Annotated in this window: 34 protein-coding genes and 3 tRNA genes; 20 read left to right on the forward strand and 17 right to left on the reverse strand. The window is 60.3% G+C overall.

The features are described from left to right. Positions 1-336: 336 nt before the first annotated feature. The 3 genes from EN869_RS25430 to EN869_RS25435 form a co-directional block, all read right to left on the reverse strand. Positions 337-2061, reverse strand: coding sequence for a DUF6538 domain-containing protein (locus EN869_RS25430; protein WP_127230028.1), 1725 nt, complete (start codon positions 2059-2061; stop codon positions 337-339). A gap of 86 nt (positions 2062-2147) precedes the next feature. Next, positions 2148-2256 (reverse strand) — tRNA-OTHER (locus EN869_RS34225). Positions 2257-2269: 13 nt separating this feature from the next. Beyond that, positions 2270-3466 (reverse strand): site-specific integrase, encoded by a 1197-nt coding sequence (locus tag EN869_RS25435; protein ID WP_128334412.1) that lies wholly within the window; start codon positions 3464-3466, stop codon positions 2270-2272. Between the two features lie 349 nt (positions 3467-3815). Between EN869_RS25435 and EN869_RS25440 the strand changes: the two genes are divergently transcribed. The 15 genes from EN869_RS25440 (at position 3816) to EN869_RS25510 (ending at position 14295) form a co-directional block, all read left to right on the forward strand. Continuing rightward, positions 3816-4025, forward strand: coding sequence for a DNA-binding protein (locus EN869_RS25440; protein WP_245517767.1), 210 nt, complete (start codon positions 3816-3818; stop codon positions 4023-4025). Then, entirely contained in the window at positions 4026-4235 is a 210-nt protein-coding gene (locus EN869_RS25445; protein WP_128334411.1) for a hypothetical protein, read from the forward strand. Beyond that, the gene (locus tag EN869_RS25450) at positions 4223-4429 is read left to right on the forward strand and encodes a hypothetical protein (protein WP_128334410.1); all 207 of its coding nucleotides are present in this window, start codon (positions 4223-4225) and stop codon (positions 4427-4429) included. The genes EN869_RS25445 and EN869_RS25450 overlap by 13 nt, the downstream gene beginning before the upstream one ends. Next, a complete protein-coding gene (locus EN869_RS25455) occupies positions 4426-4911 on the forward strand; it encodes a hypothetical protein (RefSeq protein WP_128334409.1) in 486 nt (161 codons plus the stop codon). Before EN869_RS25450 ends, EN869_RS25455 begins: the two co-directional genes overlap by 4 nt. Next, positions 4908-5183, forward strand: a complete 276-nt coding sequence (locus EN869_RS25460) for a hypothetical protein (RefSeq protein WP_128334408.1) — start codon at positions 4908-4910, stop codon at positions 5181-5183. Before EN869_RS25455 ends, EN869_RS25460 begins: the two co-directional genes overlap by 4 nt. Then, a complete protein-coding gene (locus tag EN869_RS25465) occupies positions 5183-6313 on the forward strand; it encodes an AAA family ATPase (protein WP_128334407.1) in 1131 nt (376 codons plus the stop codon). Before EN869_RS25460 ends, EN869_RS25465 begins: the two co-directional genes overlap by 1 nt. Positions 6314-6495: 182 nt before the next feature. Further along, positions 6496-6744, forward strand: a complete 249-nt coding sequence (locus tag EN869_RS25470) for a transcriptional coactivator p15/PC4 family protein (protein WP_128334406.1) — start codon at positions 6496-6498, stop codon at positions 6742-6744. Between the two features lie 293 nt (positions 6745-7037). After that, positions 7038-7667 carry a hypothetical protein gene (locus tag EN869_RS25475; protein ID WP_128334405.1) on the forward strand — a complete coding sequence of 210 codons (630 nt, stop codon included), beginning with the start codon at positions 7038-7040 and terminating at the stop codon, positions 7665-7667. Further along, a complete protein-coding gene (locus EN869_RS25480; RefSeq protein ID WP_128334404.1) occupies positions 7651-9069 on the forward strand; it encodes a terminase family protein in 1419 nt (472 codons plus the stop codon). Before EN869_RS25475 ends, EN869_RS25480 begins: the two co-directional genes overlap by 17 nt. Beyond that, the gene (locus tag EN869_RS25485) at positions 9066-9362 is read left to right on the forward strand and encodes a hypothetical protein (protein WP_128334403.1); all 297 of its coding nucleotides are present in this window, start codon (positions 9066-9068) and stop codon (positions 9360-9362) included. Before EN869_RS25480 ends, EN869_RS25485 begins: the two co-directional genes overlap by 4 nt. A gap of 2 nt (positions 9363-9364) precedes the next feature. Beyond that, positions 9365-9721, forward strand: coding sequence for a hypothetical protein (locus EN869_RS25490; protein WP_128334402.1), 357 nt, complete (start codon positions 9365-9367; stop codon positions 9719-9721). An 11-nt stretch (positions 9722-9732) separates the two neighbouring features. Next, positions 9733-10533, forward strand: a complete 801-nt coding sequence (locus tag EN869_RS25495; protein WP_128334401.1) for a hypothetical protein — start codon at positions 9733-9735, stop codon at positions 10531-10533. A 14-nt stretch (positions 10534-10547) separates the two neighbouring features. Further along, the gene (locus tag EN869_RS25500; protein ID WP_128334400.1) at positions 10548-10847 is read left to right on the forward strand and encodes a hypothetical protein; all 300 of its coding nucleotides are present in this window, start codon (positions 10548-10550) and stop codon (positions 10845-10847) included. Positions 10848-10849: 2 nt separating this feature from the next. Beyond that, a complete protein-coding gene (locus tag EN869_RS25505; protein WP_128334399.1) occupies positions 10850-13762 on the forward strand; it encodes a hypothetical protein in 2913 nt (970 codons plus the stop codon). Beyond that, a complete protein-coding gene (locus tag EN869_RS25510) occupies positions 13759-14295 on the forward strand; it encodes a DUF2513 domain-containing protein (RefSeq protein WP_189384644.1) in 537 nt (178 codons plus the stop codon). The genes EN869_RS25505 and EN869_RS25510 overlap by 4 nt, the downstream gene beginning before the upstream one ends. Positions 14296-14315: 20 nt before the next feature. Here the strand turns inward: EN869_RS25510 and EN869_RS25515 are convergent, their stop codons facing one another. From EN869_RS25515 to EN869_RS25520, 3 genes are read right to left on the reverse strand one after another with little or no spacing between them, the layout of a single operon-like run. Then, positions 14316-15143, reverse strand: a complete 828-nt coding sequence (locus EN869_RS25515) for a hypothetical protein (protein ID WP_128334397.1) — start codon at positions 15141-15143, stop codon at positions 14316-14318. A gap of 9 nt (positions 15144-15152) precedes the next feature. Then, entirely contained in the window at positions 15153-15323 is a 171-nt protein-coding gene (locus EN869_RS34575; RefSeq protein WP_189384647.1) for a hypothetical protein, read from the reverse strand. A gap of 16 nt (positions 15324-15339) precedes the next feature. Continuing rightward, positions 15340-15621: a hypothetical protein gene (locus tag EN869_RS25520; RefSeq protein ID WP_128334396.1), complete on the reverse strand. Its 282-nt coding sequence runs from the start codon at positions 15619-15621 to the stop codon at positions 15340-15342. Positions 15622-16083: 462 nt separating this feature from the next. Between EN869_RS25520 and EN869_RS25525 the strand changes: the two genes are divergently transcribed. Genes EN869_RS25525 through EN869_RS25535 form a run of 3 tightly spaced genes read left to right on the forward strand, consistent with a single transcriptional unit; the run spans position 16084 to position 17047 of the window. Further along, on the forward strand, positions 16084-16467 hold the full coding sequence (locus EN869_RS25525; protein WP_128334395.1) for a hypothetical protein: 384 nt from the start codon (positions 16084-16086) through the stop codon (positions 16465-16467). Beyond that, positions 16464-16721 carry a hypothetical protein gene (locus tag EN869_RS25530; RefSeq protein WP_128334394.1) on the forward strand — a complete coding sequence of 86 codons (258 nt, stop codon included), beginning with the start codon at positions 16464-16466 and terminating at the stop codon, positions 16719-16721. Before EN869_RS25525 ends, EN869_RS25530 begins: the two co-directional genes overlap by 4 nt. Further along, positions 16718-17047: a hypothetical protein gene (locus EN869_RS25535; protein ID WP_128334393.1), complete on the forward strand. Its 330-nt coding sequence runs from the start codon at positions 16718-16720 to the stop codon at positions 17045-17047. The genes EN869_RS25530 and EN869_RS25535 overlap by 4 nt, the downstream gene beginning before the upstream one ends. 203 nt (positions 17048-17250) lie before the next feature. Here EN869_RS25535 and EN869_RS25540 read toward each other — a convergent pair. The 10 genes from EN869_RS25540 to EN869_RS34580 form a co-directional block, all read right to left on the reverse strand. Next, positions 17251-17326, reverse strand: a tRNA-Phe gene (locus tag EN869_RS25540). Between the two features lie 280 nt (positions 17327-17606). Next, complete coding sequence (gene yacG / locus EN869_RS25545) at positions 17607-17828, reverse strand: DNA gyrase inhibitor YacG (RefSeq protein ID WP_127230029.1); 222 nt, start codon at positions 17826-17828, stop codon at positions 17607-17609. Continuing rightward, positions 17825-18451 (reverse strand): Maf-like protein, encoded by a 627-nt coding sequence (locus EN869_RS25550; protein ID WP_127230030.1) that lies wholly within the window; start codon positions 18449-18451, stop codon positions 17825-17827. Before EN869_RS25550 ends, yacG begins: the two co-directional genes overlap by 4 nt. A 19-nt stretch (positions 18452-18470) precedes the next feature. Next, the gene (gene infA / locus EN869_RS25555) at positions 18471-18689 is read right to left on the reverse strand and encodes a translation initiation factor IF-1 (protein ID WP_006200926.1); all 219 of its coding nucleotides are present in this window, start codon (positions 18687-18689) and stop codon (positions 18471-18473) included. A gap of 87 nt (positions 18690-18776) precedes the next feature. Continuing rightward, positions 18777-19226, reverse strand: a complete 450-nt coding sequence (locus EN869_RS25560; RefSeq protein WP_281015757.1) for a low molecular weight phosphatase family protein — start codon at positions 19224-19226, stop codon at positions 18777-18779. Positions 19227-19383: 157 nt separating this feature from the next. Then, on the reverse strand, positions 19384-19869 hold the full coding sequence (locus tag EN869_RS25565; RefSeq protein ID WP_127230031.1) for a UPF0262 family protein: 486 nt from the start codon (positions 19867-19869) through the stop codon (positions 19384-19386). A 2-nt stretch (positions 19870-19871) separates the two neighbouring features. Continuing rightward, positions 19872-21164 carry a histidinol dehydrogenase gene (gene hisD, locus EN869_RS25570; RefSeq protein ID WP_127230032.1) on the reverse strand — a complete coding sequence of 431 codons (1293 nt, stop codon included), beginning with the start codon at positions 21162-21164 and terminating at the stop codon, positions 19872-19874. A 6-nt stretch (positions 21165-21170) separates the two neighbouring features. Then, positions 21171-21605 carry a DUF2948 family protein gene (locus tag EN869_RS25575; RefSeq protein ID WP_127230033.1) on the reverse strand — a complete coding sequence of 145 codons (435 nt, stop codon included), beginning with the start codon at positions 21603-21605 and terminating at the stop codon, positions 21171-21173. 91 nt (positions 21606-21696) lie between these two features. Then, a complete protein-coding gene (murA, locus tag EN869_RS25580) occupies positions 21697-22989 on the reverse strand; it encodes a UDP-N-acetylglucosamine 1-carboxyvinyltransferase (RefSeq protein ID WP_127230034.1) in 1293 nt (430 codons plus the stop codon). A 141-nt stretch (positions 22990-23130) separates the two neighbouring features. Continuing rightward, complete coding sequence (locus EN869_RS34580) at positions 23131-23307, reverse strand: hypothetical protein (RefSeq protein ID WP_167498735.1); 177 nt, start codon at positions 23305-23307, stop codon at positions 23131-23133. Between the two features lie 226 nt (positions 23308-23533). Between EN869_RS34580 and EN869_RS25585 the strand changes: the two genes are divergently transcribed. Together EN869_RS25585 and EN869_RS25590 are read left to right on the forward strand one after the other, a co-directional pair. Next, positions 23534-23608: transfer RNA gene (locus tag EN869_RS25585), tRNA-Thr, on the forward strand. 79 nt (positions 23609-23687) lie between these two features. Next, positions 23688-25346 carry a DUF6538 domain-containing protein gene (locus tag EN869_RS25590; RefSeq protein ID WP_127230035.1) on the forward strand — a complete coding sequence of 553 codons (1659 nt, stop codon included), beginning with the start codon at positions 23688-23690 and terminating at the stop codon, positions 25344-25346. Between the two features lie 183 nt (positions 25347-25529). On the opposite strand, the gene EN869_RS25595 is transcribed toward EN869_RS25590, so the two are convergent. Further along, positions 25530-26414, reverse strand: coding sequence for a HEPN domain-containing protein (locus EN869_RS25595; RefSeq protein WP_127230036.1), 885 nt, complete (start codon positions 26412-26414; stop codon positions 25530-25532). Positions 26415-26555 lie beyond the last annotated feature (141 nt).

Consider the following 26555-nt stretch of genomic DNA (forward strand, 5'->3'; position numbering starts at 1 on the left):
GTCGCTAGGCATTCTTCTACTCCGCAAGAAAGCGGGATCGATGGAGATGGAAAGCGAATCCAGCAACAGCGACCCCAGATTGATCTGTGGGTGATTTGGCCAGCTGAACCGCACAATGTGCGGCGAAGTCCGTTAACTTCTTGGACACCCTGTGGGGCGCTCGGTGCTGGCCGATGGCTGCTGCCATTCGTCTAAACCGGCAAATAGGCAGTAACTTCGCCGTTCGCAAGGGGCGACTGCAAAGTAAATAGCGAATTGGCTAATTCCGGCGCTGCGCCATCGGGTGAGTTGGCGCGTTATGGAAGGAGCTTCGGCGTCGCGGAAGGCGGCTTATTTCTAAAGCTGGGACGCCGAATTTTGGCTTGGAATCTCAATTGAATAGGGGGGTAGCTTCCCAATCGCGCTCGCCATGGTCTTGAGAGTTACCTCGCCGTACGTCTCGGCCACCGTCCGAGGTGCCTGCCCTTCAATTGCGTCAAGGACGCGTGGGGGCACACCAGCTTCCATTCCGATTGTTTTAAAGCGATGTCTCCAGCCGTGGTTGGGAGCCACCCTCGGGTCGGGCACGAAGCTTCGAGCGAACTCGGCGAGGCGATTCTTTAGCCCTCGCCGCGCGCCTCGACTGTCTTCGGCCGGATCGACATTTAGGAACAAGTGGCCACTGCCAGATTCCTGTACAAAGGCAGGAAACCCGAGGTCGATGATTTGTTGATGCAGAGGCACATTCCGGGCTTCATTCGTCTTGACCGTTCCAGCCTCGGGAGTGATGTGGATTATCCAAATGCCGTCACGCTGGAACACGTCCTGCTTTCGCAGTTGGGCCAGTTCGCCCACTCGTGCTCCTGTAAACGCACACAGCCATGGAATCCACCGTTTGGCCTGGAAGGTCTTCCAATTCTCACGGCCCTGTTTATGAGCTAATGCACCAGAAAGTATGGCCTTGGCTTCTTCGTCTGAAAGGTCCTTCGACCTAAGCCGCGCCGTCTTGCCTACCTTCAGGGTCACGCCTGCCGCCGGATTGTGCGTGACCAGTCCGTTTGCGACCCCCCAATCAAAAACAACTTTTAGGGCCGACAGATTGCTGTCCTTGACGGTCTTGGCCGAAACCATTTTGCCGGTCTTGGGAGACGGGGTGCTCAGCCGATGATTTTTGAATGCGATCACGTCCTTCGCTGTCACTTTGGCCGCATCGTTGTGGCCGAGGAAATCGACAAAATAGGCGAATGCATTCCGATAGCTCTCATAGGTGCTCGGCTTTCGGCCAGCGGCCTTGTTCTCTTTCCACCACCCTTCAACCAACTCCATTAGCGTGGCTGAATCAGATTTCGTCGTTGCATTGGTCGCTTTAATTAATCGACGGTCCGCTGGTCGAGATTCTGCAGAACGCTGAGTTAGACCGGCTGGCCGCGGTTCTGCCTCATATTCCCCGCGTTCAAGCTTTTGCAGCGTCAAGCTGGCTCTTTGGAAAGCAGCGCCGACAGCCCGCGCGGTTCTCGTGATGCTCCATGGATCGGTCGGAAAATCATTCTCGAGAAGGATGTCTTTGGCCCTGCTGATGCATCCGGCCCTCATCGACTTCCAAAAGATGTTCTCGATCGGCATCGTTCCTGGGATAGGGTCAGAGATCCCTTCTACTCCCGGAACTGGATCGGTCGAAGGCAAAGGATAATCCGTCCACATGCCATCGTAGTAGTCAGGAAGCCAGTGCAACTGTTCGCTGGGGTTGTCATAGAATTTTGCAAGCCATTCATCGTGTACCTTCTGGGCAAGGGAGTGCGCCTCGCGGTCGGTGATGGGACGTGCGGCCGACTCAATTTGGTCGATGGGTTGCTCGCTCAACCCGCTTTGAGCGGCACCAAGCCGAATGCGGGAGCAGTCAGCTTCGAATTCCGCGAGCACCTCTGCATATTTGCGCTTTGCCTCTTCCGGGTCTTTCGTGCCAAGGGTTTTGTTGACTTCCTTGCGGCCTGTCAGCGCGACTATGTCCGCCGGTAGGCGCTTCCGAAACCAGTAAACGCCAGTTTTACGATGTTTGACAGGACGGCTCATAGCAAGGACCATGTGTAACACCCGTGTGTAGCACCCGGGTAGGCCTAAGCATATAATTTTGCTAGTTTTTCAGCTGCGTCAACACCTTAGGAAGGTGATGGTGCCCAGAGGCGGATTCGAACCACCGACACGCGGATTTTCAGTCCGCATAGAGCGCCAGAAAACGCAATGAAAACAGGGGCCATGTTGCAATTGACCCCTGTTCATGTCGCACGGAGCGTTATCCAAGCAGCCCGGCAAGCCTCTCGCTGCGCTCCTGTCGGCGCCGGCCCGCATGCTCGTCCTCGAAAAGATGGCCGTACAGGTCGTAGGTTATCTGGATGCTGCTGTGGCCAAGCTCGACTTGAATTTCTTTCGGGTTGGCGTTGTCGGCAATCAGCATCGACGCATGGAAGTGCCGCAGGGCATGGAAGTTGTAGCGCGGCTCCATGATCGGCTTGTCGTCCTCGTCCTTCTCCCCGGTCGGATCGCAAACCCCGGCCTCGATCTGGATAGGCTTCCATGCCCTATTAAAGATGTTGGGGAGCGATTCCGGGGTGCCCTCGGTGGTTGCGAACACCAGATCATGACCGCCGGCCCGCAGCTTCCATGCCCGCAGGATGGCCACCAGCGAGGCGGGAATATTGATCGTGCGCCTGCCTGCCTTCGACTTCGGCGCCCCTATGTCGCCGCTCTCGTCGGCGCGCTGGCGGACCTCGATCGTCCCGGCCTTGAGATCCACCGCAGCCCACGGCAAACCGCGAAGCTCTGACGCCCTCATGCCGGTATGAATGGCGGTGGCGAGGAAGGCCCGGCGCTTGTGCCACGCCTCTGCCCAACGCTTGTTCGGCTGCAATGCCAACTCGTCCAGTTTGGCGAGAATTGCCTTGATGTCCGCAATGGACGGAACAGTCACGTCTTCCTTGTGGCGGCCGGTGCCTATCTGAACGGTCGCGGCAACATTGACCATGACCTGATCCTGATGCTGCATTTCTGAGAGGATGCCCTTTAGGCTCTGCAAGACCTTCTTTGCCATAGCGCGCGACAGCTTCGCCAGCAGATCGGTGCGGAACCTGGTGATATCGGGCTTGGCCAAGTCCGACAGCTTCACGGTGCCCAGCATGGGCTTGATGTAGTCCTTGAGGTGTTGCTTGTACTGACGAAGTGTGGAGGCTTCCGCCGGCCCACGGTCGCCGCGCCCCTGGGTGACAGCCTTAATCCATTCGTCGCCAGCCTCGGCAACCGTGAGGGACTTGCTGCGGACGACATGCTTCTTGTCGCGGACCTCCCCGCGCATGGTCGTCTCGAAGGCTTTGGCCTCGCCCTGCTTGTCGAAGGTGCGGAGTGCACGAACGCCATTCTGATCTTTGTAATCCACTACCCAGGCTGTCTTGGCCTCGCCCTTGGCTGTGGTCCATTTGCGCTTGCGAACCGACATCGTTCTCTCCGTAGCAGCCGGTACTGGCTGAAATCATGTTGCATTATGTCGCAAATTGTCCGCGTGTCAATGTGTCGTAATCCCCAGGTGAGTTTAGAAGCCGCTTGCAATGAGAACAAAACGAGATTACATAGTCCGCAGCCGACAGTTGGATGACTCGTCGGCGGCAAGGCCCGGATAGGTCAAGCCGTTTGGAGCGGCGCGCGGCATGGATGTGCCACCGATCTTCCGGCAACCGATTTTTCCAGATCGACAAACACGAGCCGGAAGCAAGCGTTAACCCGCGCTGCGCCGGCTATTCGTGCATTCGACAGCCTGACGCAAGCGCCCGCTCAAACGGAGCTTGCTGGTGAACCCGAGCAATATCAATGTCGGCCTCGACCTCGTATGGGGCGCCGCCGCAATCGCACGCGAACTTGGCCTCAAGAACGAACGCCAGGCCTTCTACATCCTCGAAAAAGGACTCTTGCCCGCCAAGAAGGTCGGCGTGCAGTGGGTCACATCTCGACATGCCATCAGGACGTACTTCGCCGATCTCGTTCCGGTGGAGGCGGCTTAGATGAAGCACCTTTTCCACACCGACGACCATCAACATTGCGAAGCCGTCGCCTTCGCATATGACTGGCTGAGGGGCGAGGCCAAGAACCCCAAATCTAAGTTTCCGCTGATTGCCGAGATGCGGAGCCGGTTCGGCTTGACGCTGGACGAGGCCTGTTCCGTCGCCAGCGAAGTCTATGACAGCCGCAGGGGGCGCCAATGGACCTCCTGAATGAAGCGAGGCCGGCAGCGTATCGAGCGCTAACCGGCCTCTCAAAATCGTCAGGCTTCCCGACAACTGACACTTTTGAAATTAACCTGTTCCCGGTTGATTTCCAAGCGAAAGTTTTGGTCGACCGCTATGGCCTGAAGCCGCCAACTGCCCGCGCATTTGCTGAACTGATGTTCGGGAGGGCAGCGGTATGAGCCATACTCTCTGCATCCTGGGTGTCGATCCCGGCTTGTCCGGTGCAATTGCGTTTTACTTCCCTGCGGCGCCCGATCGTGTCGCCGCCTACGATATGCCGGTGGCCGCCAAGACCATCGACGCAGCGGCCCTTGCTCGCCGCATCGAACAAATGCGGCCCGATCTCGCGATCGTGGAGAACGTCGGCGCTCGCCCTGGCCAGGGTGTGTCGTCAATGTTCCGGTTCGGCGTGGCTCACGGCGCCGTGCTTGGCGCGCTGGCGGCCTTGAACGTCTCGACGCATCTGGTTTCGCCGGTATCGTGGAAGAGGCACTTCAAGCTCGATAGTGACAAGGAAGCGGCAAGGGCATTGGCAATCCGCCTTTGGCCGAGCTGTGACCACTTCGGCCGCAAGAAAGACCACGGTCGTGCCGAGGCCGCGCTTATCGCACGCTGGGCGGCTGAAACTCTCCCGGCGGCACGGCAGGGAGGTGCGGCATGACGATCCGGCCGACGATCCCCAACATCGATGATGTGTTTGTCGGTGCAGCTGTGAGGCATCTAACCCAGGCCCGCAACAGTCTTCAGCGGGCGGTGCTTTGCTTCGATGACGCGGGCTACGAACACGAGCCGACGACGAGGCTGTATAGCTTCGCTGCGGGCGTTGTGTCCGAGTTCGCCGGTAGGCAGTGGCGACCAGTGCCGCCGGCAGTGCCGTCTTACTTCGGCGAAGCTGCGGCAGAATGGCGTCGCCAGGCGCGGAGGAGCTATTGATGGATAGCCGCTCCGAAAACGATCCCTACCGCAATGTCGACTATGACAAGCCGACCGCCTTGGCGGCCTTTGCTGCCGACAGCCTCGCCGACCGGCCTATTCCTCCGCGTGAATGGCACGTTGAGGAATTGATCCCGGCCAAGACGGTAACACTGCTGAATGGTGATGGCGGGACCGGCAAGAGCCTCTTGGCTCTCCAGCTTGCCGTTGCCACCATACAGGAGAAAGGCGAAGGCTATTGGGCTGGCCGTGCTGTCAGGCCCGGCAAGGTGGTGTATTTCAGCGCCGAAGACGACGTTGACGAGTTGCACCGCCGCCTGGCCGACATCGCCGCATCGTGTGACCTTGGAATGGCCGATCTCGCCGGGCTCACTATCGCACCGATGGCAGGCAAAGACGCGATCTTGGCCGCGCCGCAGGGCAAGAGCAATATCCTCAAGCCGACACAGGTCTTTGTGGGCTTACACCAGCTCCTGAGAACCGTGCGGCCTGATCTCTACATCATCGATACCCTCGCCGATGCATATGGCGGCGAGGAGAACCAACGCGCCCAAGCTCGCCAGTTCATCGGCATGCTTCGCGGCTTGTGCATCTCCTACGACACTACTGGCTTGGTCCTGGCGCATCCATCGCTTTCGGGCATGGCCAGCGGCAGCGGCTCGTCGGGTTCCACCGCCTGGAACAACAGCGTTCGCAGCCGTCTCTACTTCGAGCGCGCGAAGGATGGTGACGGGAAAGAGTCGGACCCTGATGTCCGCATCCTTCGCACCGTAAAGGCCAACTACGGGCCGATCGGGCAGGAGATCCGGTTCAGGTGGGAGGCTGGCGTGTTCAAGCCTGCCACGGGTGGCGGCATGGCTGGTGCCGCTACCGAGTCCAAGGCGGAACGTGTCTTTCTCGACTTGCTGCGCATCCGCAAGGACGAGGGCCGCCACGTCAGCCCGCATGAGAATGCGCCTACCTACGCACCTGCTGCCTTCAGCCGCGATCCTCGAAACGAGGGCGTCAACAAGCGTGGGCTGGAAGCTGCGATGAACCGTCTCTTCGCGAGCGGGAAAATCAAAGCGGTGCAGTCGGAAGGGCCGCCATCGAAGCGCAAGACCGTTATTGCAGCTACGGAGGGCAGGTGAATGAGCCTGCCTTACTCCCTGCCTACTCCCTGCCGAGGTGGGTGCAATACTCTCTGCCGTACCCCCTGCCGACTGGTGCTAACTCCCTGCCTACTCCCTGCACTGTCTCACCCCCATACCCCCTATACGCTCCGCGCCCTCTTCGAGGCCGGGCGCGAGCGTTCAACGTTGGAGGTAAGGCGATGAACGAGGAGACGATCGCCAAGATTCCCCACGGTCGCAATGAGGAGATCCGCGTCAGCGTCATTGAGAAGAACGGTAAGCGCTCGCTCAAGCTGAGGGTGTGGTTCATGAAGGATGGAGAGCTAAGGCCAGGCTCAAACGGGATGCAAATCCGCTTCGAGGCAATGAGGGAAATAATGGGTGCTATTGCGGCCCTTCCGTCTTCCGCGTGCGATGCTCGCTCTGGCGATATCGCGGCCAGCGGCTGAAGCAATCGGCACCGATCTTTCACAGGAAATTTTAGGCCCGGAAAATTTCTGGGCCTTTTTCCTGGGCCATCTTTCTTTCGCATGGCGACCGACGCGACACGGTTGCGACATGCAAAAATTAGTCACGCAAAATCCGTGGCTTAGGATATGAACAGCGGATAAATAGTCCGCTTGTCGAATTTGCTTGAAGCGCGACGGTTTTTCGCTTAGATTCTTTGTGTTCGCTTCGTGCTGAACACTCGCCACTCGGCCTTTGCGCCACTCGGCACCATCCCTAACCAGGAAGCCGAGATTTGCGTAAGGCAAGCACCATCCTCAAGACTTCACGCTGCGCCGTCTGCCGTCATCCCGATCGGCTGCGGATCGAAATGCTGCGCCTTGCCGGCATGAGCCTCGAATCCGTCGCCGAGAAGTTCGAGCTTGGCAGTGGTGGCCGTGACAGCCTGTGGCGGCACATGAAGAACCACGTCACCGAGGACGAGAAGGCGGTGATGCTGGCCGATGTGCCCATTGCCGAGGCCGCAGCAAGGGCAGCAGAGGAAGGCATTGCGTTAATCGACTACTTGGCCCTGATCCGCTCCAGCCTACTCCAACAGGTCCGCCTAGCCGCCACCGTCAACGATCGCCACGGCCTCGCCGCTGTGTCGGGCAAGGCCCTCGATTGCCTTCGAGAGATAGGCAAGCTGACAGGTGAGTTGAAGGACATCGGCAGCAGAAGCGTCACCGTCAATCAACAGTTCAATTTCCTGGCGTCCCCAGCCTTCGCCGAGCTGCAACAGACCCTCATCCGGGCATTGCAGCCCTATCCCCAGGCATTGGCCGCCGTCGTCGGGGCCTTGCAGGAGATCGAAGCTACGCCCGATCCAGAGGCCTACAAGGCCATAGCGCTGCCAAAGGGTGAGTATCATGCCCAAGCAGTCTAACGGCCTCGCAGCAGCCCTTGCCGAGTCGCTGGCCACAAGCTGGCGCATGAAGGCTCGTCCCGAGCAGATTGCGCCGGAGGGCGATTGGGCTGTGTGGCTTGTCCTGGCCGGCCGTGGCTTCGGCAAGACGCGTACGGGCGCCGAATGGGTTCATGAGCAAATCGCGGCGGGCAAGAGCCGTATCGCCTTGGTCGGACCGACTGCCGGCGATGCGCGCGACATCATGGTCGAAGGCGAAAGTGGAATCCTGGCAAGCGCTCCGAAGTGGAATCGCCCCGATTACCAGCCGGCATTGCGCAAGCTCACCTGGCCGAACGGCGCCATTGCCATGACGTTCTCTGCCGACGAGCCGGAACGCCTTCGTGGCCCTCAGCATGAAGCGGCATGGTGCGATGAGTTGGGCGCATGGCGCTACTCGGAAGCGTGGGATCAACTGCAATTCGGTCTTCGCATCGGTACGCGACCGCAAGCGGTTGTGACGACCACGCCAAAGCCGACCAAGATCCTCCGCGACCTGATCGCCAGGGCGGGGCAGGATGTCGTCATTACCCGAGGCAAGACCAAGGATAATGCCAGCAACCTTGCGCCGTCCTTTATCAAGGCGATCGAGGACCGTTACGGCGGCACCAGGCTTGGCCGGCAGGAGTTGGACGGTGAACTGCTCGAAGATATTGCCGGCGCCCTCTGGCAGCGCTCCTGGTTCGACAGGGACCGGGTAGAGAAGGCACCCGAGCTAAAGCGCATTGTGGTGGCGATCGATCCCGCCATTTCGAACAAAGAAGGCTCGGACGAAACTGGCATTGTCGTTGCCGGATTGGGATTCGATGGTCGCGGATATGTGCTGGATGACGATTCCGGCCGATACGCTCCGAATGAGTGGGCCGACAGGGCGGTCCAGGCCTTTCGGGCATTCAAGGCCGACCGAATCGTCGCGGAGAAAAATCAAGGCGGTGATTTGGTCGAGGCAACCATTCGCATGGTTGATCCGCACGTGCCTTATCGGGCCGTGCATGCCTCTCGCGGCAAGGCTGTTCGTGCCGAGCCTGTTTCTGCTCTCTATGAGCAGGGCAAGATTTCCCATGTCGGCGCCTTTCCGACCCTTGAGGACCAGCTTGCGAGCTTTGCCAGCGACTTCGACCGCGCCCGCGCGGGGTTCTCACCTGATCGCCTCGATGCGCTCGTCTGGGCCTTCTCCGAGTTGATGGTGAAGGAGGAACGGAAAATCCCGGTCGGATACTCCGTTGGCACTTACACGATGGTCGGAGGCGATACGACCTTTTCCCGCTCCGGCAGCGGGGGCAACCCCTACGACCAAGTTGACGCCATGCTCGCTGCCGAGCGCGTCCAAAAGGCGGAGCGCGAGCGAAATTACCAAGCCTACCTCGACAGGAGACGCAAGTGAAAGCCTCAGACCTTCTCACCTCCCACGGCATGGCCGGCGCCCGCTACGTCAAGGCGCTCGCCGAACTCCAGGCCGCATTCATCGACCTCGCCGCCCATGATCGCGCACTCGAAAACGGCCATGTGCGATCGCTGACAGGCGTTCAGCCGCCCAAATCGTTCTATGCCTTCCCGGATTCGGTTCCGTGGCCTCTCCGCCATGGCGAGTTCAGCCCTGACAATGGCTCGAACTGGCAAGACTTGGTTCGGGATCGCGGCAATGAACTGATCGCCGCCGTCACGTCAGGGGATTAATCATGAAGACGCTTCCGATTGGCGGCTCCGAAGTCGTCAGCTTGCCAGAATACACCGTCCTGACGATCACCATGTCGGCAGGCGCGACGGGAACGCATGAGCGGATGGGGAATAACCCCGGTGACGCCTCAATTAGCACCACGGCAATTAGCACCGGAACGACGGCAGTCGGCCCCTTCGCATTTCCAACTCGCCACCATTTGCGATGCAGCCCGGCCAGTCTCATGAGCTTCGACCTCTCGGCCGCTGATTTCCCGGCCGTGAATTCGGACTTCGAGCGCATCGCGAAACTCACGCAGGCTGAATACGACGCGCTGTCGCCGCCCGACCCCGCAACGCTTTACCTGATTGTCGGCTAAAGGACCGCCACATGAACAAAGTTCGCACTTCGCAGATTACTTCCCGCGTCAAGAACGACGCGCTTCGGCAAGCCGCCGCCGCCTGTCTCGATGTCGCCGACCGCTTCAACGCTCGGGCCACCGCGATCAAGACCGACCCGAGCTTCACCGAAATCGGCAGGCAGAAGACGCTTAAGGATGATGCCGCCAAAAATTATCTCCCCGGCCTCAAGGCGGCCTATGCGCCGATCGCCAGGGCTCTCGCCGACGCCAAGTCGCGTCGGGCAGCCCTGGCGATTCCGGCGCCGGACCCTACCAATATCGCCGCTGCTCTTGAGCGGCAGGAAATTCGCGCGATGGTCAGGGGTATGTCCCCTAATGAGCGCTTCGCCTTTGTGACAGGGACGGCCGACGAGCGGATCGCGGATGCGATCCTCTCTGCGCCAGGGTGTCTGTCCGGACTCATGGATGTGCAGTTCGGACAGCTTCGCGATCTGGTGGTTGACCGCCGTTTCGGCGGGCAGATCGCAGAGATTCGGGAGGCGGAGGAAACCGCCGAAGCCGCACAGGCGGCAATGCTCGTTGCTCGGAACGACATCAAGGCCGCCATTGGCCTTGATGGCAAGGCCTTTGACGACTTCGAGAAGAAGGCCGTCCCGACGCCGTGGCTGCTCAATGAAGGCCAGAAGATCGTCAAGGTCATCCCAGGCCAGGGCGCTTACCCTGCGGCAACGGCCGATGAAATCGCCCTTGGTAAGTTCTACGCGAACACTGCCGAATATCTCGCCGACAATCCCGGCATCCAAATCACCCAGCCGGCAGCAGCGGCTTAAGGAAGCAACCAATCATGGCTGAAGCAATCGAAATCGAACTGGACGGCAAGACCTTAACCTTGACCCACTCGGGTCAGGCAGCGCTCACCATTTCCGACGCATCGGACGGGCTTGCCCCAGCAATGGCTGCAATTTCCCGCCTGAACGTCGGCGTTATGGCCGTGGTTATCAATGCTGGCGCCGGCCTGAAAGGCGAGGAAGCCAGAGGCACCGCCAAGGCTGTTGCCGCTTCGAACCTTGTCGAGCTTTCCGGCAAACTGACCGAATATGTCGCCGCTCTGTGCAATGGCGGCCGGCCCTTCAAGGGAGCATAATCATGGAAACCGCCGGCAACGTCGTAATTCAAATCAGCGCTAACGCTGCGGCTTTCGAGGCTGCGCTTGCCAAGGCGCAGCAGCAGGCTGGCGCGTTTGACGCGGCGGTATCGGCGAAGCTGAGCGGTGCCGGGATTTCGGCGGGCCTCACGAAAATTGCGGGCCTAATCGAGACCAACAATAGCTTGCTCGCAAAGATGGTCGGGGCAGCTTCGCCGGCCGCCGCCAGCCTGGAGAAAGTAGCAGCGGCAACCAAGAGCGCCACCGCGACGCTTGAGAGCTTCAATCTCGCCCAGCTCGAAACCAAGGCGAATTTCAGCGTCATGGGCGCGTCTATGCAGCAGTACGAGGCTGCACTGGTCGAGATAAACGGCGCCAACAAGATCGGCGTCGAATTAGAGAAGCAAAAGGCGACTCTGACCGGCGGCGCTATCGGTGCTCTCAACAGCCAGGCAGGCGCAGCGCGGGTTGTTGCATCCGAAACCGAGCATGTAGCCAGTGCGTCCCGGCTCGGCTCGGCCCAAATGCTGTCGTTGGCGCATGCCGGCCGTTCGGCGGCTGAGGGTCTCATGCTCGGCGTGCCGGCATCGCAGGCCTTGCTGCAACAAGTCAATCATTTGAGTTTCGCCTTGTCGGGCGAACAGGGCTTGATCGCGGCAACGTCGGGCGCCCGCGCGGCCTTTGCTGGGTGGCTGACATCAATCCCCGGAATTCTTACCACGGCCGGCGTGGCAGCAGTCGGAGGATTGACCGCCTACGTCCTGACAACTCGCAATTCGATTCAGAGCGTCGATCAGGTGCTTTCCGAGCATAAGGCACTGATCGATGAAATCGCGGCGGCTTATCCTGAAGCGGCGAAGGCAGCAAAGCAGTACGAGGAAGCCGCCAAGAAGATTCCGCAGTCGGTGGCGAGCGCCGACATCCAGGACAAGGTGAAGGAAAATCAGAAGACCCTCAACGATACGCTCGGTTTCCTCACCAGGCAGTTGCAGGGCGTCAGCCAGGAATTCGGTCTGGTCGGCGAAAAGGGCGCGGAAGCCTTCGGCGAGCTTGCCACCATCGGCAAATCAGGAGCGGCGGATTCGGCTGACAGGATTGCGGCGGCCCTTGGCCGGATGCGCGTCGACCCAGCCCTTTCGGAGAATGCGCGCCAGTTCGCAAAGGACTTCCAGGACGCGGCGAACAAGGCGGCTGAGCTTCAGGACAAGCTGAACGAAAAGAGCGCCATCAAGGATATCGTCGACAACAATTCTCGCGCGAAACAGACGCTTTTCGATCTTGCTGGCGGCTTCGACAAGGTGAAGGCATCGGCAGGTGGCGCCGAAGATGTCGTGAGCAAGATCTTCGGTTCGCTGGGCGGTGGAGGTTCGGGCCAGTTCGGTGTTGAGCGCTCGCTGCAAACCACCTTGGCCAGTTTCCAATTGGTGGGCCAGGCCGTTCAGGAAGCTCGCCGCAATCAACTCTCTACCTTCACCGAACTTGATAGCCAGCTTCGAGCCACAACGCAGGAAGCCGAGCAGCTCAAGCAGGCAATTGCCTCGGCCGCCGGTCCGGATAACGTTAAGTTGTTCTTCAACGATGTCAGCGGCATCGCCAACGCCAATTCCGAGCTGCAGCGATCGGTCGATACGGTCAATCGGCTTTTCGACGCCATGAATACCGGCAACGCGACGACGCGTTCGGTTTTCGAAGGCATCGATATGATCCGGCAGACGCTGATCCGTGATGGATTCGGCGTCGATGCCGTCAACAAGTTCCTCGATACGCTTGTGCAGACGCGCATGCAGCTCGACACTGACACGGCCCAGGCGAGGCAGTTCAGAGCCGCTATCGAGGCCATTAAGGACAAGACCGTCACCATAACACTTGTCACTCGCCAGATCGGCACAGGCACGCAAACGCAGTATTCGGTCCCGTCGTCCTACACCGGCGGCGAAGCGGCCGGCACAGGCTCATCCTATGGCATCAGTGGATCGAGCACGGTCAACGTCAATCGGTATGGCGGTGATAATACTGCCGGTTTCACTCAGCAGCTCTACACGGTGCCCAGCGAGAGCGGCAGCGGCACCGGTGGTGTGACCGTCACCCGCTTTGGCGGCGCGCGCGCCGCTGGTGGGCCGATGACAGCCAACATGCCCTATTGGGTCGGCGAGCACGGCCCGGAACTTGTTGTGCCTTCGGCCGCCGGCAGCGTCGTTCCGAACGCGCAATCGGTCATGTTCGCCCAAGCACTCGCCAGCGCTCAATCGGGCTTTACCGGAATGCAGCCCACGCAAGATGCGGACCGCATGTGGACGGTCCAGATGAACATCGAGGCCAACACGCGAAAAACCACGCAGTTGCTCGACGACATCAAGACGGCAACGGCAGCAAGCTCATCGGTCTTCTCCGGTTCCTCGTCCTCTGGCAGCTCATCTTCAGGTGTACCCTCTGACCAGGCGGCGTGGGATGCCGCATACAGTAAGGCATTCGCGTCCGCACAGTCGAACTATCAGGCCGCACGTATGGCTGGTGGTGGCGATGGCATCGTGCCATTCGCGCAAGGACTCGTGGCGACGCCGGCCCAGATCGCACGCAATGCTGCTAATCTCGCGACCGGCCGGGGCGGGACGACGCCTGTCTTGGGCTTCGACAGCGGCGGCATGATCCCGCCCGGCGATACTCAGCATGTCGAGTTCTTCAAGAACCCGAACGAACGCGTCATCATCGCTCGGCCTGATCAGTATGAAGATCGTCGCGCTTCCGGCTCGTCATCCAACGATCGGCCGGTCAAAATCAATCTCACCGTCAACAACGTCCACAACTGGAAAACGACGGAGCCGCCGCAGCGGCAGTCCATGGCAGAAATCGAGAGGGCTACGTCACTGGCTGTCCAGCAAGCCATTCGCGGCATCAATGGCCGATGGGGGGGATGACCGATGCCGACCCTGGCCCTCATTGCCGCGCTGGCCGTCATACTGGCCCTAGCCTGGTGGCCACTATGATTCCGCGCAATCGTCAGGTTATTGTCGCGCTCGACCCGAAGGGGAGGGCTGTCGTGAAGCGCGATATGGAATTGATCCGGGAAATCCTACTTGCGGTGCAAAATCGAACCGATTTGACGCCAAGGCCATTGACGCTGGAGGGCCACGATGAGGTGGTGGTCGGCCGTCACATTGAAATGCTTTCCGAAGCTGGCTTGATCGACGGGCCATTGTCGACACGCGTCTCTCAGCCCTATGACGTTGTTCTCATCAAAGATCTATCTTGGGAAGGGCACGACTTTATCGCTGCCTTGGTAAACAAAGGCGTCTGGAGCAAAATCAAGCAGTCGTACTCTGCCGCTGAATTGGCCGGATTGCCTCTCAGCGTGCTGAAGGAAGTCGGGATTGGTCTGCTGAAAGAGTGGGCAAAATCCAAGGTCGGCTTGGGCGCGGGCACAATCGGATCGATCACCAGCACACCATAAAACGGCCCTTTGCTGATCGATCAGCCGCGACTCATAGCGGCCTTTTCCTGAAAATGGGGAAGCAAAAGGCGATCAATGTCAGCTAGGCTGTGCGCGTGAAGCACTCTGTTTCCATTCGCGTCCTGGTCTGACTCGAAGAACAGAACGCCGATGAAAAATCGTTGCGCCCTCTTAGCATCACCATCTGGCGCCAAGAAAAGCCACAAGCCCCCGCCGCTCACGCCACCGTAGGTTTCGGGAGGATCATTTGTATCGACCATGACGCTCAGAACCTTGCAGTCTCCGACCATCAACTTGTCGACGGCAGGGCAATATCCTGCCATAGCCGTGTAGCCGGTGATCTTTGGTGTTCCGGCAGTCTCCAGGATCTCGACCCGTGTGGCGTTCACAACGCCCGTTGCGTAATACGCGACCCCAACTTTGTCGCTTTCCACTTGCCTGTCCCGCCCGAAATCGAAGAACGAACAGCCCCGCGCTCGTATCGTCTCGATCACAGCTTTATCTTTGATCTCAAGAAATCCGATATCGGGGACCGGGATGCCAGGTTGCCATCCGGGTGCATAAGTCTTGTCCGTAAGCTGCACATCTATCTTGGTTTGCTGCCGACTGTCTTGTCGCGTGAAAGTCAGGTAGCCAATCATGCCTTCGTCCGGCAGTTCGTCTAGAACATGTGCGGCTGTGAGAATGCCGTATACATCGCCCGGCATCCTCATAAGAGTGCCAGAGCCTATGCTTTCTGGATCGATCGGATCGCCCCTCGAATCCCGAATGCGAAAGAGGCCGATCAATGAAGACACGGCCATGACAGCCATTGGGTCTTCGACAATATCCACCGCACGAAAAGGCATAGCCCATCCTCATCCGAAAGAGACAAGTAGGGCTATCAACACCCCACCGCCGATGATGAAGAGCCACATCCAGCCCATGGCCGTGAAAATGTCTCTAACGCCTCGCTTGCCGTCCGCCAGAGATGCCATCCCCGCAACCAGGGCGGCCAGCATAACAAGTGCAAGGATCAATGCGGCCATTGGGGTCATTAAAGCCTCACTGTTCCTTGTGGAATTTGCAGAGCACAACGAAATTCTTATCGGAGCCGATCTGCGCGCTCACCGTATCCGGCATGGTCATGACTTGAACCGTTGTGTCGCAAAATCTTAGAATCGTATCGGGCAAGTCACTTTGTCTGATCGCGAACATCTTCACGTTGTCGCCAGCATGACATTCCCCTGCCATCAGGCCAGCGGCAACTGTGCAAACCTTATCGGCTAATGCCGGCGAAGAGGCCGTGACCATCATCGCGGCGTAAAACAACAGACGTAATGACATTGCTAAGCCCTCCCACTTGAGGAAAGCATCGCGCAACTGGCATGCACAAGCAAGGCCGGCCTCGGCCTGTCGCGTAAAGCAGTGATCTCCCCAGAAAAGGGGAATTGAATTTTTCGGCAAATCAGCGCAGCGTGTCCGTGGGTGTGAGAACCCGGACCGTGATATCTCCGAATGGACCCTTGGCGGGGTCTTGCTCCCTTTGGCGGGGGGCTCGGATGAACGAGGTTTCGCGAATTTGCGAGCCTCAATGGACGCGCTTGGCGGCGCGGCTCCAACCGGCTGAATATGGCCGGGGTCGAGCGTGCTGTCCAGAGGGAAACCTTAAAAGCGTTCGAGCTGTCTCACGGCAGTTTCTCACCCCCCGGCTTTCGGCGCCGTCCGCCGATGGACGTTCAATCGCCGCAGAATGCAACGATTGAACACCGGCTGTGAGAAGCCGAATCAACCGTGGGGACTTGGACCATGAATAATCAGGCAATGACACGTCGCGCCGCACTTGGCGCTCTAGCCTCGCTGCCGGCCATAGCAGGCGCTACAGCGCTTCCTGTGGCCTTGGCGGCTGCTGACCCCCTTGCAGACTTGATCGCCGAGTACCGCGCCAAGATAGCTGAGTTCGAGGCAATCCCCGATGAGGTTCTGACAAAAGAGAACGAGGAAGCCCTCGTCCAAGCCACCTATGGGCCGGTTTCCGATAGGCTGTACAACAATCCGCCCACTCCCACGAGCTTGCGCGGCGTGGCTGAGGCCATGCGCCACGCGATCGAGGACAAGGCATTCTGCGATCATGGCGACGAGAGGCTCATTGCTATGGCGCTGGCCTTCCTCGATCGGGAGGTGCTGTCATGAACACGGACCGGCAAGCTCTTAATGATCTGGAACCCTTGGTCTGCGATAGCGACGACATGATCGACGTGCTGGCCGATTTGCTGGAAAACGCTTTCCGCGCAAAAAGCAAGGAGGGCCGAAACGTCGTTCTCACATCCGGTGAGGCGAACCGCTTGCTCTACATCGGCTATAAGGCCGCCGAGCTTTCCCTTAAGCTACGCAAGGTCTTCTACGAAAAGATCGATGTGGTGCCGCTCCAGGTGGTGCAGTCATGAGCGACATCATTCCATTCACGCGCGGCGGCAAAAGCTACCGCCCCGAGCTTGTGCTTTTCGGAGATCGGAAGCGGCGGCAGTGGGCCGTCATTGAATGCCTGCCGGACGGGACCGAAAACTGTCTGGCGGTGTATCGCGGGCGCAAATGCGAGGCGGAATCCATGGCGAACCTCTACACGCGAAATGAAGCTCGGCGCTTGCGCGACCGTCAGCGGATGACCGCTCACCCCTTGGGACAGTTCGTCATGAGTTTCCCGCCGGCCTTGCGCGACTTGCTCGGCGACTTCCTGGACCTCGAAAAAAGAACCAGAGTGGTTGCCCAATAAGTCGCCAAGTTGGCGACACAATGGCCCGGCGGCTTCCGGCTTCCGGGCCTTTTTCATGTCGCGTGCATGTCGCGTGGAGTGTTTCGTAGCGCTTTGTAACCCTTGGAAAATAAGGGAGTGTGTTGCAGAGTAGCGCGACATGAAATCGAAAGAGTGGACAACTTGTCCAGACTTTAAGTGCTTGATTTTCCTGGGGAAGGTGATGGTGCCCAGAGGCGGATTCGAACCACCGACACGCGGATTTTCAGTCCGCTGCTCTACCAACTGAGCTATCTGGGCCTGCGCCGGCTAACGGGAACCGCACGCCGGATTTCAGAAGAGCGCCGGGCGGCACCCCTTGAAAGCGCGTGGGTTATAGCACGGGTATCTTGGCTGTCCAGAGCAATTCCAGGAAAAGTGTGCAGCGGTTTTCCACCCCGGAATTGCGTAAAAACAAGCGCAATTCCGGGAAAAGTGAACGCTTCTTTTTCCCTTTGGAATTGAGTGAAAACAAGTACTTAGCCGAGCCGTTGATTTTGTCGGCAAAGAAAAATCGCCGAAAACCAATGGCCGCCGCCGCTTACCCCTCGTCCTTGGGCGCGGGTCCCGGCTTCGGGCTGTCGTCTTCGTCCTCCTCGCCATCTCGGCCGGGAATGACATAGGCGCCTTTCAGCCACCGATTGAGGTCGATGTCCTTGCAGCGCGCCGAGCAGAACGGGTAGTGCTCGCGCGTCGAGGGCTTGCCGCATTCGGGGCAGGGCCGCTTCGGCCGAAGCGGCGTCACCTTGTCGTCCAGGCTCATGAGCGCGCAGCGTGCCAGTTCTGATGCGCTTTGAAGCCTTCGCCCGAAAGCAGCGCGACACTTTCATAAAGCGGCAGGCCGACCACATTGGTGTAGGAGCCGACCAGCTTCACGACGAAGGAGCCGGCCAGGCCCTGCACGGCATAGCCGCCGGCCTTGCCGCGCCATTCGCCCGACGCGACATAGGCGTCGATCTCCTCGCGCGGCAGCCGCTTGAAGCGAACCCTGGTTTCCACCAGCCGCTGGCGCAGCTTGCCGCCCGGCGTGATCAGGCAGATGCCGGAATAGACCCGGTGCGAGCGGCCGGAAAGCAGGCCGAGGCAATTGATGGCGTCGTCGATCGTCTCGGCCTTGGGCAGGATGCGCCGCCCGACCGCCACCACCGTGTCGGCAGCGAGGATGAAGGCGGGCGCGTAGTCGTCCTCGCTTTTCAGCGACCCCAGCGCCTTCTCGGCCTTGTCCTTGGACAGGCGCTTGGCCAGCGAGCGCGGATGCTCTGCGCGCAGTGGCGTCTCGTCGACATCGGCGGGCAGCACCCGATCCGGCTCGATGCCGGCCTGTTGCAAGAGTTCGATGCGGCGCGGCGAACCCGAGGCAAGCACGAGCTTCTGCAGGATGCTCATCGCGGTTCGCGCCAGACGGTTACTTGAAACGGTAGGTGATGCGGCCCTTGGTGAGGTCGTAAGGCGTCATCTCGACCAGGACCTTGTCGCCGGTCAGCACGCGGATGCGGTTCTTGCGCATGCGGCCGGCCGTGTGGGCGATGATTTCGTGTTCGTTTTCGAGCTTCACGCGGAACATCGCATTGGGCAGCAGTTCGGTGACCACACCTGGAAACTCGAGGACTTCTTCCTTCGGCATTCGATACCTTTGCTTGGATGGTAGTTCCAGGACTCGGCTGGAAATTGCGGCGGAACCTATATGATAATCGTCCGCTTGTGAACACGCTTAATCCGTCGCGCTTTTAACCTCCGGAAGCAGGAAACGTCGGCTTATGCGCGCCTTCAGCCGCTCGCGCACGTCGCGATAGGCCACCATGATGTGCTCGCGGGTGCCGCCGGTGTCGGTCGGGTCGGGCATCGGCCAGTATTCGACCTCGACGGCCAGCGAGCGGGTGAGCTCCAGCGCTGCATGGTGCGCCTCCGGCGCCAGCGTGACGATCAGGTCGAAATAATAGTCCTCCAGCTCTTCCAATGCCTTTGGCTGACGCTCGCCGAGCGAGAGGCCTTCCTCGGCCAGCACGGCATCGACGAACGGGTCGCGCTCGCCGGCGCGCACGCCGGCCGAAGCGACGAATGTGGTGGCGGGCAGCATGCGGCGCGCCAGCTGCTCCGCGATCGGTGAGCGCACGGCGTTCATGCCGCACAAAAACAGGATCGAGTGGGGCAGGGCGGGCACTAGAGCATGATCCCGAAAAGTGGGAACCGGTTTTCGGACCAGATCATGCTCCAACAAAAGAGCATGATCCCGAAAAGTGGGAACCGGTTTTCGGAAAAGATCATGCTCCAACAAAGAGCTGGATCAGGATGGTGTTTCAACGAAACGTCATCCTGATCTAACCGCGCCAGTGCAGCACGCAGACCAGCGTGAACAGCCGCCGCGCCGTGTCGAAGTCGATCTCGATCTTACCGGCGAGCCGGTCCATCAGCGTCTGCGAGCCCTCATTGTGCAGGCCGCGCCGGCCCATGTCGATCGCCTCGATATGGCTCGGCGTCGAGGAGCGGATGGCCTCGTAATAGCTTTCGCAGATCAGGTAGTAATCCTTGACGATGCGCCTCAGCGGCGTCAGCGACAGGATGTGGGTCACCACGTCGGTGCCGTTCTCGCGGCTGACGGCGAAAACAAGGCGCGACTCGGCCAGTGACAGCTTCAGCTTGTAAGGGCCTGCGCCGTCGTCGCTGACCGGCCGAAAACTGTTTTCCTCGATCAGGTCGAAGATCGCCACCGCCCGCTCGTGCTCGACGTCGGGCGTTGAACGTCCGATCGTTTCGTCGAGCTCGACGTCGATCAGCCTGTTGCGGGTTTGGTCATGGCCCGACATCGCTACATGTTCAGCCTGATCGCGACGGAGCGGGCATGCGCATCGAGCCCTTCCGCCTTGGCAAGCGCGATCGCAGGGGGTGCCAACGCCTTGAGCTGCTCCGGCCCGAGCTTCAGGATTGAGGTGCGCTTGACGAAATCGAGCACCGACAGACCCGACGAGAAACGCGCCGAGCGTGCGGTCGGCAACACATGGTTGGAGCCGCCGACATAGTCGCCGATGACCTCCGGCGTATGCCGGCCGATGAACACCGCGCCCGCGTTGCGCATCCTGGAAAGGAAGCCCTCGGCATCCTCGAAAGCGAGCTCGACATGTTCGGCCGCGATCCTGTCGACCAGCGGCAGCGAGGCTTCCAGCGTCGGCACCAAGATCACCGCGCCGAAGTCGCGCCAGCTCGCGGCCGCCGTCTCGGCGCGCGGCAGGACCTTCAACTGGCGCTCGACCGCCTGCTCGACAGCCTTGCCGAATTCGGCATTGTCGGTGATCAGGATCGACTGCGCCGAAACGTCGTGCTCGGCCTGCGCCAGCAGGTCGGCCGCGATCCAGTCCGGATCGTTGCCGGCATCGGCCACGACCAGCACTTCCGACGGCCCGGCGATCATGTCGATGCCGACGGTGCCGAACACCTGCCGCTTGGCCGCCGCGACATAGGCGTTGCCCGGCCCGACGATCTTGGCGACCGGCCTGATCGTCTGGGTGCCGTAGGCCAGAGCGGCGACGGCCTGCGCCCCGCCGACGCGGTAGATTTCCGAGACGCCGGCAAGGTCGGCCGCCACCAGCACCAGCGGATTGATGACGCCGCCGGTAGCCGGCACCACGATGACGATGCGCTCGACACCGGCGACTTTGGCCGGCACGGCATTCATCAGCACCGAGCTTGGATAGCTCGCCGTTCCGCCAGGCACATAGAGGCCGACAGCTTCGATCGCCGTCCAGCGCGAGCCGAGCTCGACGCCTGCGGCATCCATATAGCGGTCGTCCTTAGGCTTCTGCCGCTCGTGATGCGAGTGGATACGGTCGCGCGCGAATTTGAGCGCGTCGACGGTGGCCGGATCGGCCGCCTCATAGGCTTTGGCGATATCGTCCTTCGAGACGGCAATGCCGAGCGTGCCGAGATCGGCTCTGTCGAACTTCAGCGTATAGTCGATGAGCGCCTTGTCGCCCTCGGCGCGCACGCGGGAGATGATGTCGCGCACCACGGCCTCGACATCGGCCGACACTTCCCGCTTGGTGGTGAGGAAAGCCGAAAAACGCTGTTCGAAATCGGCGTCCTGCTGTCGGAGCGTGATAGCCATTGCGCTTCAGCCCCTGTGCACGGGTCGTGAGGTGGCCTCCCAGGAGCCGCCGACATCGGCGAGCCGTGCCTCGACGCATTCGACGTCGAGCATGATGGTGCCGCCGCCCGAAAACACCAGTTCGACGATGCCGGCCGGCTTGCTGATGGCGATGAAGCTGATTGCCAGCAACGACAGTACCTCGGCCGGCTTGTCGCGTTGGATGCCGCTGGTCTTGGCGCCGAGCACGCGGTCGAAATGCAGAACGCTCTGCCTGCGCTCATTGTGCTGGCGAAACAGGCCGGATTTCGCCTCCCAGACGAAACGGTTCATGGTCAGCACGAAACGCTTGGTCGCTGGCAGGTATTCGAGGTCGGAGACCTTCATCACGGCGTCCTGGACATGCGCCGAGACGATGCTCAAATCCTGGTCGTCGAGCGCGATGAGCTTGAGGGCTGCCATGCGGAATGCGCACCTGAACGTTGACAATTCAACGTTCTGTTATGCGGTCTTTCCGCTCGGCGCAACCGCTCGGAAAGAATGCCGCGGAACGTCAGCCCGAAATCCGCTCGATCACCGCGCCGCAGCCGGAGAGCTTCTCTTCCAGCCGCTCGAAGCCGCGGTCGAGATGGTAGACGCGGTTGACCGTCGTCTCGCCCTCGGCGGCAAGGCCGGCGATCACCAGCGACACCGAGGCGCGTAGGTCGGTCGCCATGACGGGCGCGCCCTTCAGCCTGGCAACGCCGTCGACGATCGCCGTCTGGCCGGAAAGCGTGATGTGGGCGCCGAGACGGGCGAGCTCCTGCACATGCATGAAGCGGTTCTCGAAGATCGTCTCGGTGATGCGCGACTTGCCCTTGGCCATCGTCATCAGGCCCATGAACTGCGCCTGCAGGTCGGTCGGGAAGGCCGGGAAGGGGGCGGTGGTGACGTCGACTGGCGCAATGCCGGCGCCGTTGCGCTTGACGCGGATGCCCTCGTTGGTGGGCGTGATCTCGGCGCCGGTCTCGACGAGAACGTCGAGCGCCGTCTGCAACAGGTCGGGCCGCGCGCCTTCCAGCATCACATCGCCGCCGGTCATCGCCACCGCCATGGCATAGGTGCCGGTCTCGATGCGGTCGGGGATGACGCGGACCCGGGCGCCCGACAGCGCCTCGACACCCTGGATGGTGATGGTGGGGGTGCCGGCGCCGTGGATCTTGGCGCCCATGGCGATCAGGCATTCGGCGAGATTGACGATTTCCGGCTCGCAGGCGGCATTTTCCAGCACCGTCTCGCCCTTGGCGAGCGCGGCCGCCATCATCAGCACATGGGTGGCGCCGACCGACACTTTCGGGAACACGTAGCGATTGCCGTGGAGACGGCCGTTCCTGGTCTTGGCCACGACATAGCCGTTGTCGACGTCGAGCTCGGCGTCCAGCGCCTGCAGGCCTTCGAGGAACAGATCGACCGGGCGCGTGCCGATGGCGCAGCCGCCGGGCAGCGACACCTTGGCCTCGCCCATTCGGGCAAGCAACGGCCCGATCACCCAGAAGGAGGCGCGCATCTTCGACACCAGCTCGTAGGGCGCGGTGGTGTCGACGATGTTGCGGGCGGAAAAATTAATGGTGCGCGAATAGCCTTTCTGCTGGCTCTCGCGCCGGCCGTTGACGGAATAGTCGACGCCGTGATTACCAAGGATGCGGATCAGCTGCTCGACATCGGCAAGATGCGGCACGTTTTCGAGCGTCAGCGTGTCGTCGGTGAGCAGCGAGGCGATCATCAGCGGCAGTGCCGCGTTCTTGGCGCCCGAGATCGGAATGGTGCCGGCAAGCTCATTGCCGCCGACAATTCTGATGCGATCCATAAGAAAACGTCCCCTCGGCCAGAACAGGCCGGTTTCAATCGGTTGGTGCGCCCGGCTTAGACCATTGGCCGGCTTGGTTCAAGAAATAGGATTTCCTCCAGACCCTGACCAACACTGGTCGGCCAGTGTGGCCGATTTCGGTTAGTCCTTGTGCATTTTTCCAGCAGCCGGCAATCCTTCCGGCCGCTCATCGGTCGTGCCGGTGCGCCGCGAGCGGGCTTGCGCCTTGCGTTTCTGCAGGTTGGCGCGCAGCGCTTCGGCCAAGCGTTCCTTGCGCACGGCTTCGCCCTTTTTCGGTGGATTTGTCTTCTCGCCCATCGTCCAATCCCTGACCGGTGGTCAGCCGGCTGCGATTCCGCAATGGGTAGCATTTTGGCCCAGCGATGTCATGAAAGCAGGCGGCCGGGCAGGTTTCGGGCTGTGGATCAACAGCGCATGCCGCTTCGAGCCACTATAGTTGTTGGCAAGAATCGCATGCGACGCTTTGGGTTTTTCTTGGCCTTGCGCTTGCCGGTTCGATATGGCAGAAGCGCCGCCATCGCAGGCTGCGGTAGCTCAGTGGTAGAGCACTCCCTTGGTAAGGGAGAGGTCGAGAGTTCAATCCTCTCTCGCAGCACCAGCTTATCCCGTTGATTGGGAACAACTATCTGACTTTATTGATCTTTTTGCCGCCTGTCTGGTACACAGGGGTGGTACACATGAGCTTGAGAATGCCTGGACCTCAACCACATCCGAAGACGGGTGTCTATTACCTTCGGCAACGCGCACCCTCCGATTTGAAGGATGTTCCATTGGATGGAAGGGTCGCAATTCCCGTTGGCGGCGTCGTCAGAACGGTCAAAGCGGGAAAAACCGTCAAGGTCAGCCTCGATACCAAAGACCCCGCAGAGGCCAAGAGGCGTCACCGGGAGGCCGATGCCGCTCTGCATGAGTATTGGCAGCGGTTCAGGGAAGGACCGAAGCCGTTATCCAACAAGCAGGTCCAGGCCCTTGCCGGCATCCTTTATGCCCGCTTAGTCGACATGATGGACAGCGAGCCGGGCGAGGAAGGCATCTGGAAGGCTGTCTTACGGCTGAACAAGGGGAAGGCAGAGCGCGGTGAGCTTCACGGCTGGTTCGGCCCCACAGTCGACGAGTTGTTCGTTGAACAGGACGTCAACACCGACCTGTTTAGCCGTAGTCGCGTCGTCCACGCAGCCTTCAAGGCAATCCAGCTCGCGGCTGAAACCAATCTTAGGAAGGCTGAAGGCGACTATTCGCCCGACGAAGCGCGAGAGCGTTTCCCCAATTGGGGGGCTGAGCGCGGCGAGACCAAGCCAGCGCCACGGGTTACGGGGGACTTGGACCTTTTTGCCCTGCTTGACCACAAATTCGCGACGCAGAGCCTCAAGGAGAAGACCAAGAACGACTATGCGCGGGACCTCGTCAAATTCGTCAAGAGCAGCGGTCACCGGAATGCTCTGGACGTGACGAATGAGGACGTTCGGAAGTGGCGTGACGAATTGATAGCCGAGGGGCTGTCACCGTCGAAGGTCAACGGCAAGGCCCTTGCGGCGTTGAGCGCCGTCCTTACCCATGCAGTCAGGGAGTTCGGCCTGCCAACGAACGTTGCCAGTGACATTCGAGACCGGAGAGACGGCCCCGCACCGGGCAAGAAGGGCTATGATATGGAGCAGGCCAAGGCCATCCTTGGCGCTACATTCATGGGAAGCCCCAAGGACGTCTCAGTGCCCCACAAGCGCGCGCTCTTCTGGGTGCCCTGGATTTGCGCTTACACCGGGTTGCGGGTGGCTGAGATTACCCAGCTGCGCGGCGTGGATGTTCGGTCGGATGGCGATACGCCCTATTTGTTCATAACGCCTGAGGCCGGTTCCACAAAGAGCGGCAGGGCGTGGATGGCAGCCGTTCACCCCCACCTTGTAGAGTTGGGCTTGTTGGAGATGTTCAAGGAAGTAGGCTCCGGTCCTGCCTTCTACGTCCCCTATCCCGATGGCACCGACCTCACAAAGCAGACTGGCAAGCCCCGGTCGCAAGAGGCGGGCGTTCGTGTTGGGAACTGGATCACTGATGAATTGGGGATACCAGCACCGGGCGGAAAGCCCAATCACGCTTGGCGGCACCTGTTCACGACGCTTTCGCGCGCCCATGACATGGACAAGCAGACTCGTGACTACATGCTTGGCAGCGGGGCGGAGGACGCCCGAGAAGGATACGGCGACTGGCCACCCACAGCACTCGCGAGGGAAATCAGGAAGCTGCCGCGCTTCGATGTCAAGGCGACCACTTGGAGACCGTCGAACGAAGCCGTTTCGGCCCAAGCTCAGCGCAAGGGGAGGAACGCAAATGAGAAGGGTTAGCGTGCCCTGCCACCACGTCCAGAAGCCGGCAAAGACGCGATGGCTTGGTAATTGAGGACAAGCCTTCCACATAGATCAAGTTCCCGCCGGCACCACAATAGCCCGCACAAGGATCGTTGTTCTAGCTTACAGACAGCCTACGCTGCCGCAAAAGACCGCAACACCGGCTACATTGTCGCTTGATTAGGCAAAGAATGGCCGTCTTGGCGCAGGCCAGCCGCCGACCTCCATTTGGCTGGCGAGATCGCGCTGCGACAGCCGCCGCGCCGTCGATGCGGCGACGAACTGGACAGCAAGGGCCAACCGGGCGACCTTGAGGCGTGTCAGTCCCGCTGGCTCATAGCGGCTCTTAACATAGGGCGGAAGCTCGGCGATCACTGCCTGAATCAACGGATCATCGCGATGGGGCATTTCGACAGACATACGCTTTGCAAGGGTCGCGAGATCATGGCCTTTGCTCCCCTTGAACTCTTTTGGGTCCGCCCCGTTGAAGACCAGCGCGGCCTTCACCGACAATTCCACCACCATACAGATCGACTGAATCATTGAGTCCACGCTGAATGACGTGGGAAGCGCGTTGGCGGCATCTCCAAGATTGGAACCAGCCATATGCCAGAGCTTCTGCGCTTCCGGCTTGCTGCCCTTAAGGTCATCGACACCATAGGTGAAGTCGTAGAGATCGGCGAAGGCGAAATGCGACTCTGCCGCAATGTTGGCATCCTCGCGACACCAGTGCTGCCAGTCGAGTTGGCTTTGGAAGCCTAGCGACCTCCAAACCTCGATCGGTGCACCGCGATTGCCGAAGATGACGGGCGCCACCATCTTGCGAACCTGGTCTACCGAGACTGCCAGGCCAATGCCCATGCCAGGCCAACTATCAGCGGCCTCGGGAATCATTGCCCTGTATGCATCCATGATCTTCTGGACTTCGGGATTTCCGCCGACACCTAGGCTGTAGGAAGAGCCCAGCAGGTCCTTTGCGGCGCGGGCGGCTCGCTGATGCATGTGCACGCCTTCCTCGGCGTACCTCAGATCGAGTTTGCGTAGGTCTTCGACAGTCCAGGACATTACCCCTCCAGTACGGCCACCAGCTCCAAGGCGCGCAGCAATGCAGCGTCCTGGCTGATGCGTCAATGTTCCTACGGTCGAGTGACGCTGCGCTAAGGCTGCTCGAAGTCGGAACCGGCTTCCTTAGCGTCATCCCGTCCT

The sequence above is a fragment of the Mesorhizobium sp. M2D.F.Ca.ET.226.01.1.1 genome, assembly GCF_004022705.2.
Classification (GTDB): Bacteria; Pseudomonadota; Alphaproteobacteria; order Rhizobiales; family Rhizobiaceae; genus Mesorhizobium.

Bases quoted from the DNA above. Each gene is read 5' to 3' on its own strand.
- EN869_RS25430 (WP_127230028.1), bottom strand. From the start codon at position 2,061: ATGGTCCTTGCTATGAGCCGTCCTGTCAAACATCGTAAAACTGGCGTT.
- EN869_RS25435 (WP_128334412.1), bottom strand. From the start codon at position 3,466: ATGTCGGTTCGCAAGCGCAAATGGACCACAGCCAAGGGCGAGGCCAAG.
- EN869_RS25445 (WP_128334411.1), top strand. From the start codon at position 4,026: ATGAAGCACCTTTTCCACACCGACGACCATCAACATTGCGAAGCCGTC.
- EN869_RS25450 (WP_128334410.1), top strand. From the start codon at position 4,223: ATGGACCTCCTGAATGAAGCGAGGCCGGCAGCGTATCGAGCGCTAACC.
- EN869_RS25455 (WP_128334409.1), top strand. From the start codon at position 4,426: ATGAGCCATACTCTCTGCATCCTGGGTGTCGATCCCGGCTTGTCCGGT.
- EN869_RS25460 (WP_128334408.1), top strand. From the start codon at position 4,908: ATGACGATCCGGCCGACGATCCCCAACATCGATGATGTGTTTGTCGGT.
- EN869_RS25465 (WP_128334407.1), top strand. From the start codon at position 5,183: ATGGATAGCCGCTCCGAAAACGATCCCTACCGCAATGTCGACTATGAC.
- EN869_RS25470 (WP_128334406.1), top strand. From the start codon at position 6,496: ATGAACGAGGAGACGATCGCCAAGATTCCCCACGGTCGCAATGAGGAG.
- EN869_RS25480 (WP_128334404.1), top strand. From the start codon at position 7,651: ATGCCCAAGCAGTCTAACGGCCTCGCAGCAGCCCTTGCCGAGTCGCTG.
- EN869_RS25490 (WP_128334402.1), top strand. From the start codon at position 9,365: ATGAAGACGCTTCCGATTGGCGGCTCCGAAGTCGTCAGCTTGCCAGAA.
- EN869_RS25495 (WP_128334401.1), top strand. From the start codon at position 9,733: ATGAACAAAGTTCGCACTTCGCAGATTACTTCCCGCGTCAAGAACGAC.
- EN869_RS25500 (WP_128334400.1), top strand. From the start codon at position 10,548: ATGGCTGAAGCAATCGAAATCGAACTGGACGGCAAGACCTTAACCTTG.
- EN869_RS25505 (WP_128334399.1), top strand. From the start codon at position 10,850: ATGGAAACCGCCGGCAACGTCGTAATTCAAATCAGCGCTAACGCTGCG.
- EN869_RS25510 (WP_189384644.1), top strand. From the start codon at position 13,759: ATGACCGATGCCGACCCTGGCCCTCATTGCCGCGCTGGCCGTCATACT.
- EN869_RS25515 (WP_128334397.1), bottom strand. From the start codon at position 15,143: ATGCCTTTTCGTGCGGTGGATATTGTCGAAGACCCAATGGCTGTCATG.
- EN869_RS34575 (WP_189384647.1), bottom strand. From the start codon at position 15,323: ATGGCCGCATTGATCCTTGCACTTGTTATGCTGGCCGCCCTGGTTGCG.
- EN869_RS25520 (WP_128334396.1), bottom strand. From the start codon at position 15,621: ATGTCATTACGTCTGTTGTTTTACGCCGCGATGATGGTCACGGCCTCT.
- EN869_RS25525 (WP_128334395.1), top strand. From the start codon at position 16,084: ATGAATAATCAGGCAATGACACGTCGCGCCGCACTTGGCGCTCTAGCC.
- EN869_RS25530 (WP_128334394.1), top strand. From the start codon at position 16,464: ATGAACACGGACCGGCAAGCTCTTAATGATCTGGAACCCTTGGTCTGC.
- EN869_RS25535 (WP_128334393.1), top strand. From the start codon at position 16,718: ATGAGCGACATCATTCCATTCACGCGCGGCGGCAAAAGCTACCGCCCC.
- yacG (WP_127230029.1), bottom strand. From the start codon at position 17,828: ATGAGCCTGGACGACAAGGTGACGCCGCTTCGGCCGAAGCGGCCCTGC.
- EN869_RS25550 (WP_127230030.1), bottom strand. From the start codon at position 18,451: ATGAGCATCCTGCAGAAGCTCGTGCTTGCCTCGGGTTCGCCGCGCCGC.
- infA (WP_006200926.1), bottom strand. From the start codon at position 18,689: ATGCCGAAGGAAGAAGTCCTCGAGTTTCCAGGTGTGGTCACCGAACTG.
- EN869_RS25565 (WP_127230031.1), bottom strand. From the start codon at position 19,869: ATGTCGGGCCATGACCAAACCCGCAACAGGCTGATCGACGTCGAGCTC.
- hisD (WP_127230032.1), bottom strand. From the start codon at position 21,164: ATGGCTATCACGCTCCGACAGCAGGACGCCGATTTCGAACAGCGTTTT.
- EN869_RS25575 (WP_127230033.1), bottom strand. From the start codon at position 21,605: ATGGCAGCCCTCAAGCTCATCGCGCTCGACGACCAGGATTTGAGCATC.
- murA (WP_127230034.1), bottom strand. From the start codon at position 22,989: ATGGATCGCATCAGAATTGTCGGCGGCAATGAGCTTGCCGGCACCATT.
- EN869_RS34580 (WP_167498735.1), bottom strand. From the start codon at position 23,307: ATGGGCGAGAAGACAAATCCACCGAAAAAGGGCGAAGCCGTGCGCAAG.
- EN869_RS25590 (WP_127230035.1), top strand. From the start codon at position 23,688: ATGAGCTTGAGAATGCCTGGACCTCAACCACATCCGAAGACGGGTGTC.
- EN869_RS25595 (WP_127230036.1), bottom strand. From the start codon at position 26,414: ATGTCCTGGACTGTCGAAGACCTACGCAAACTCGATCTGAGGTACGCC.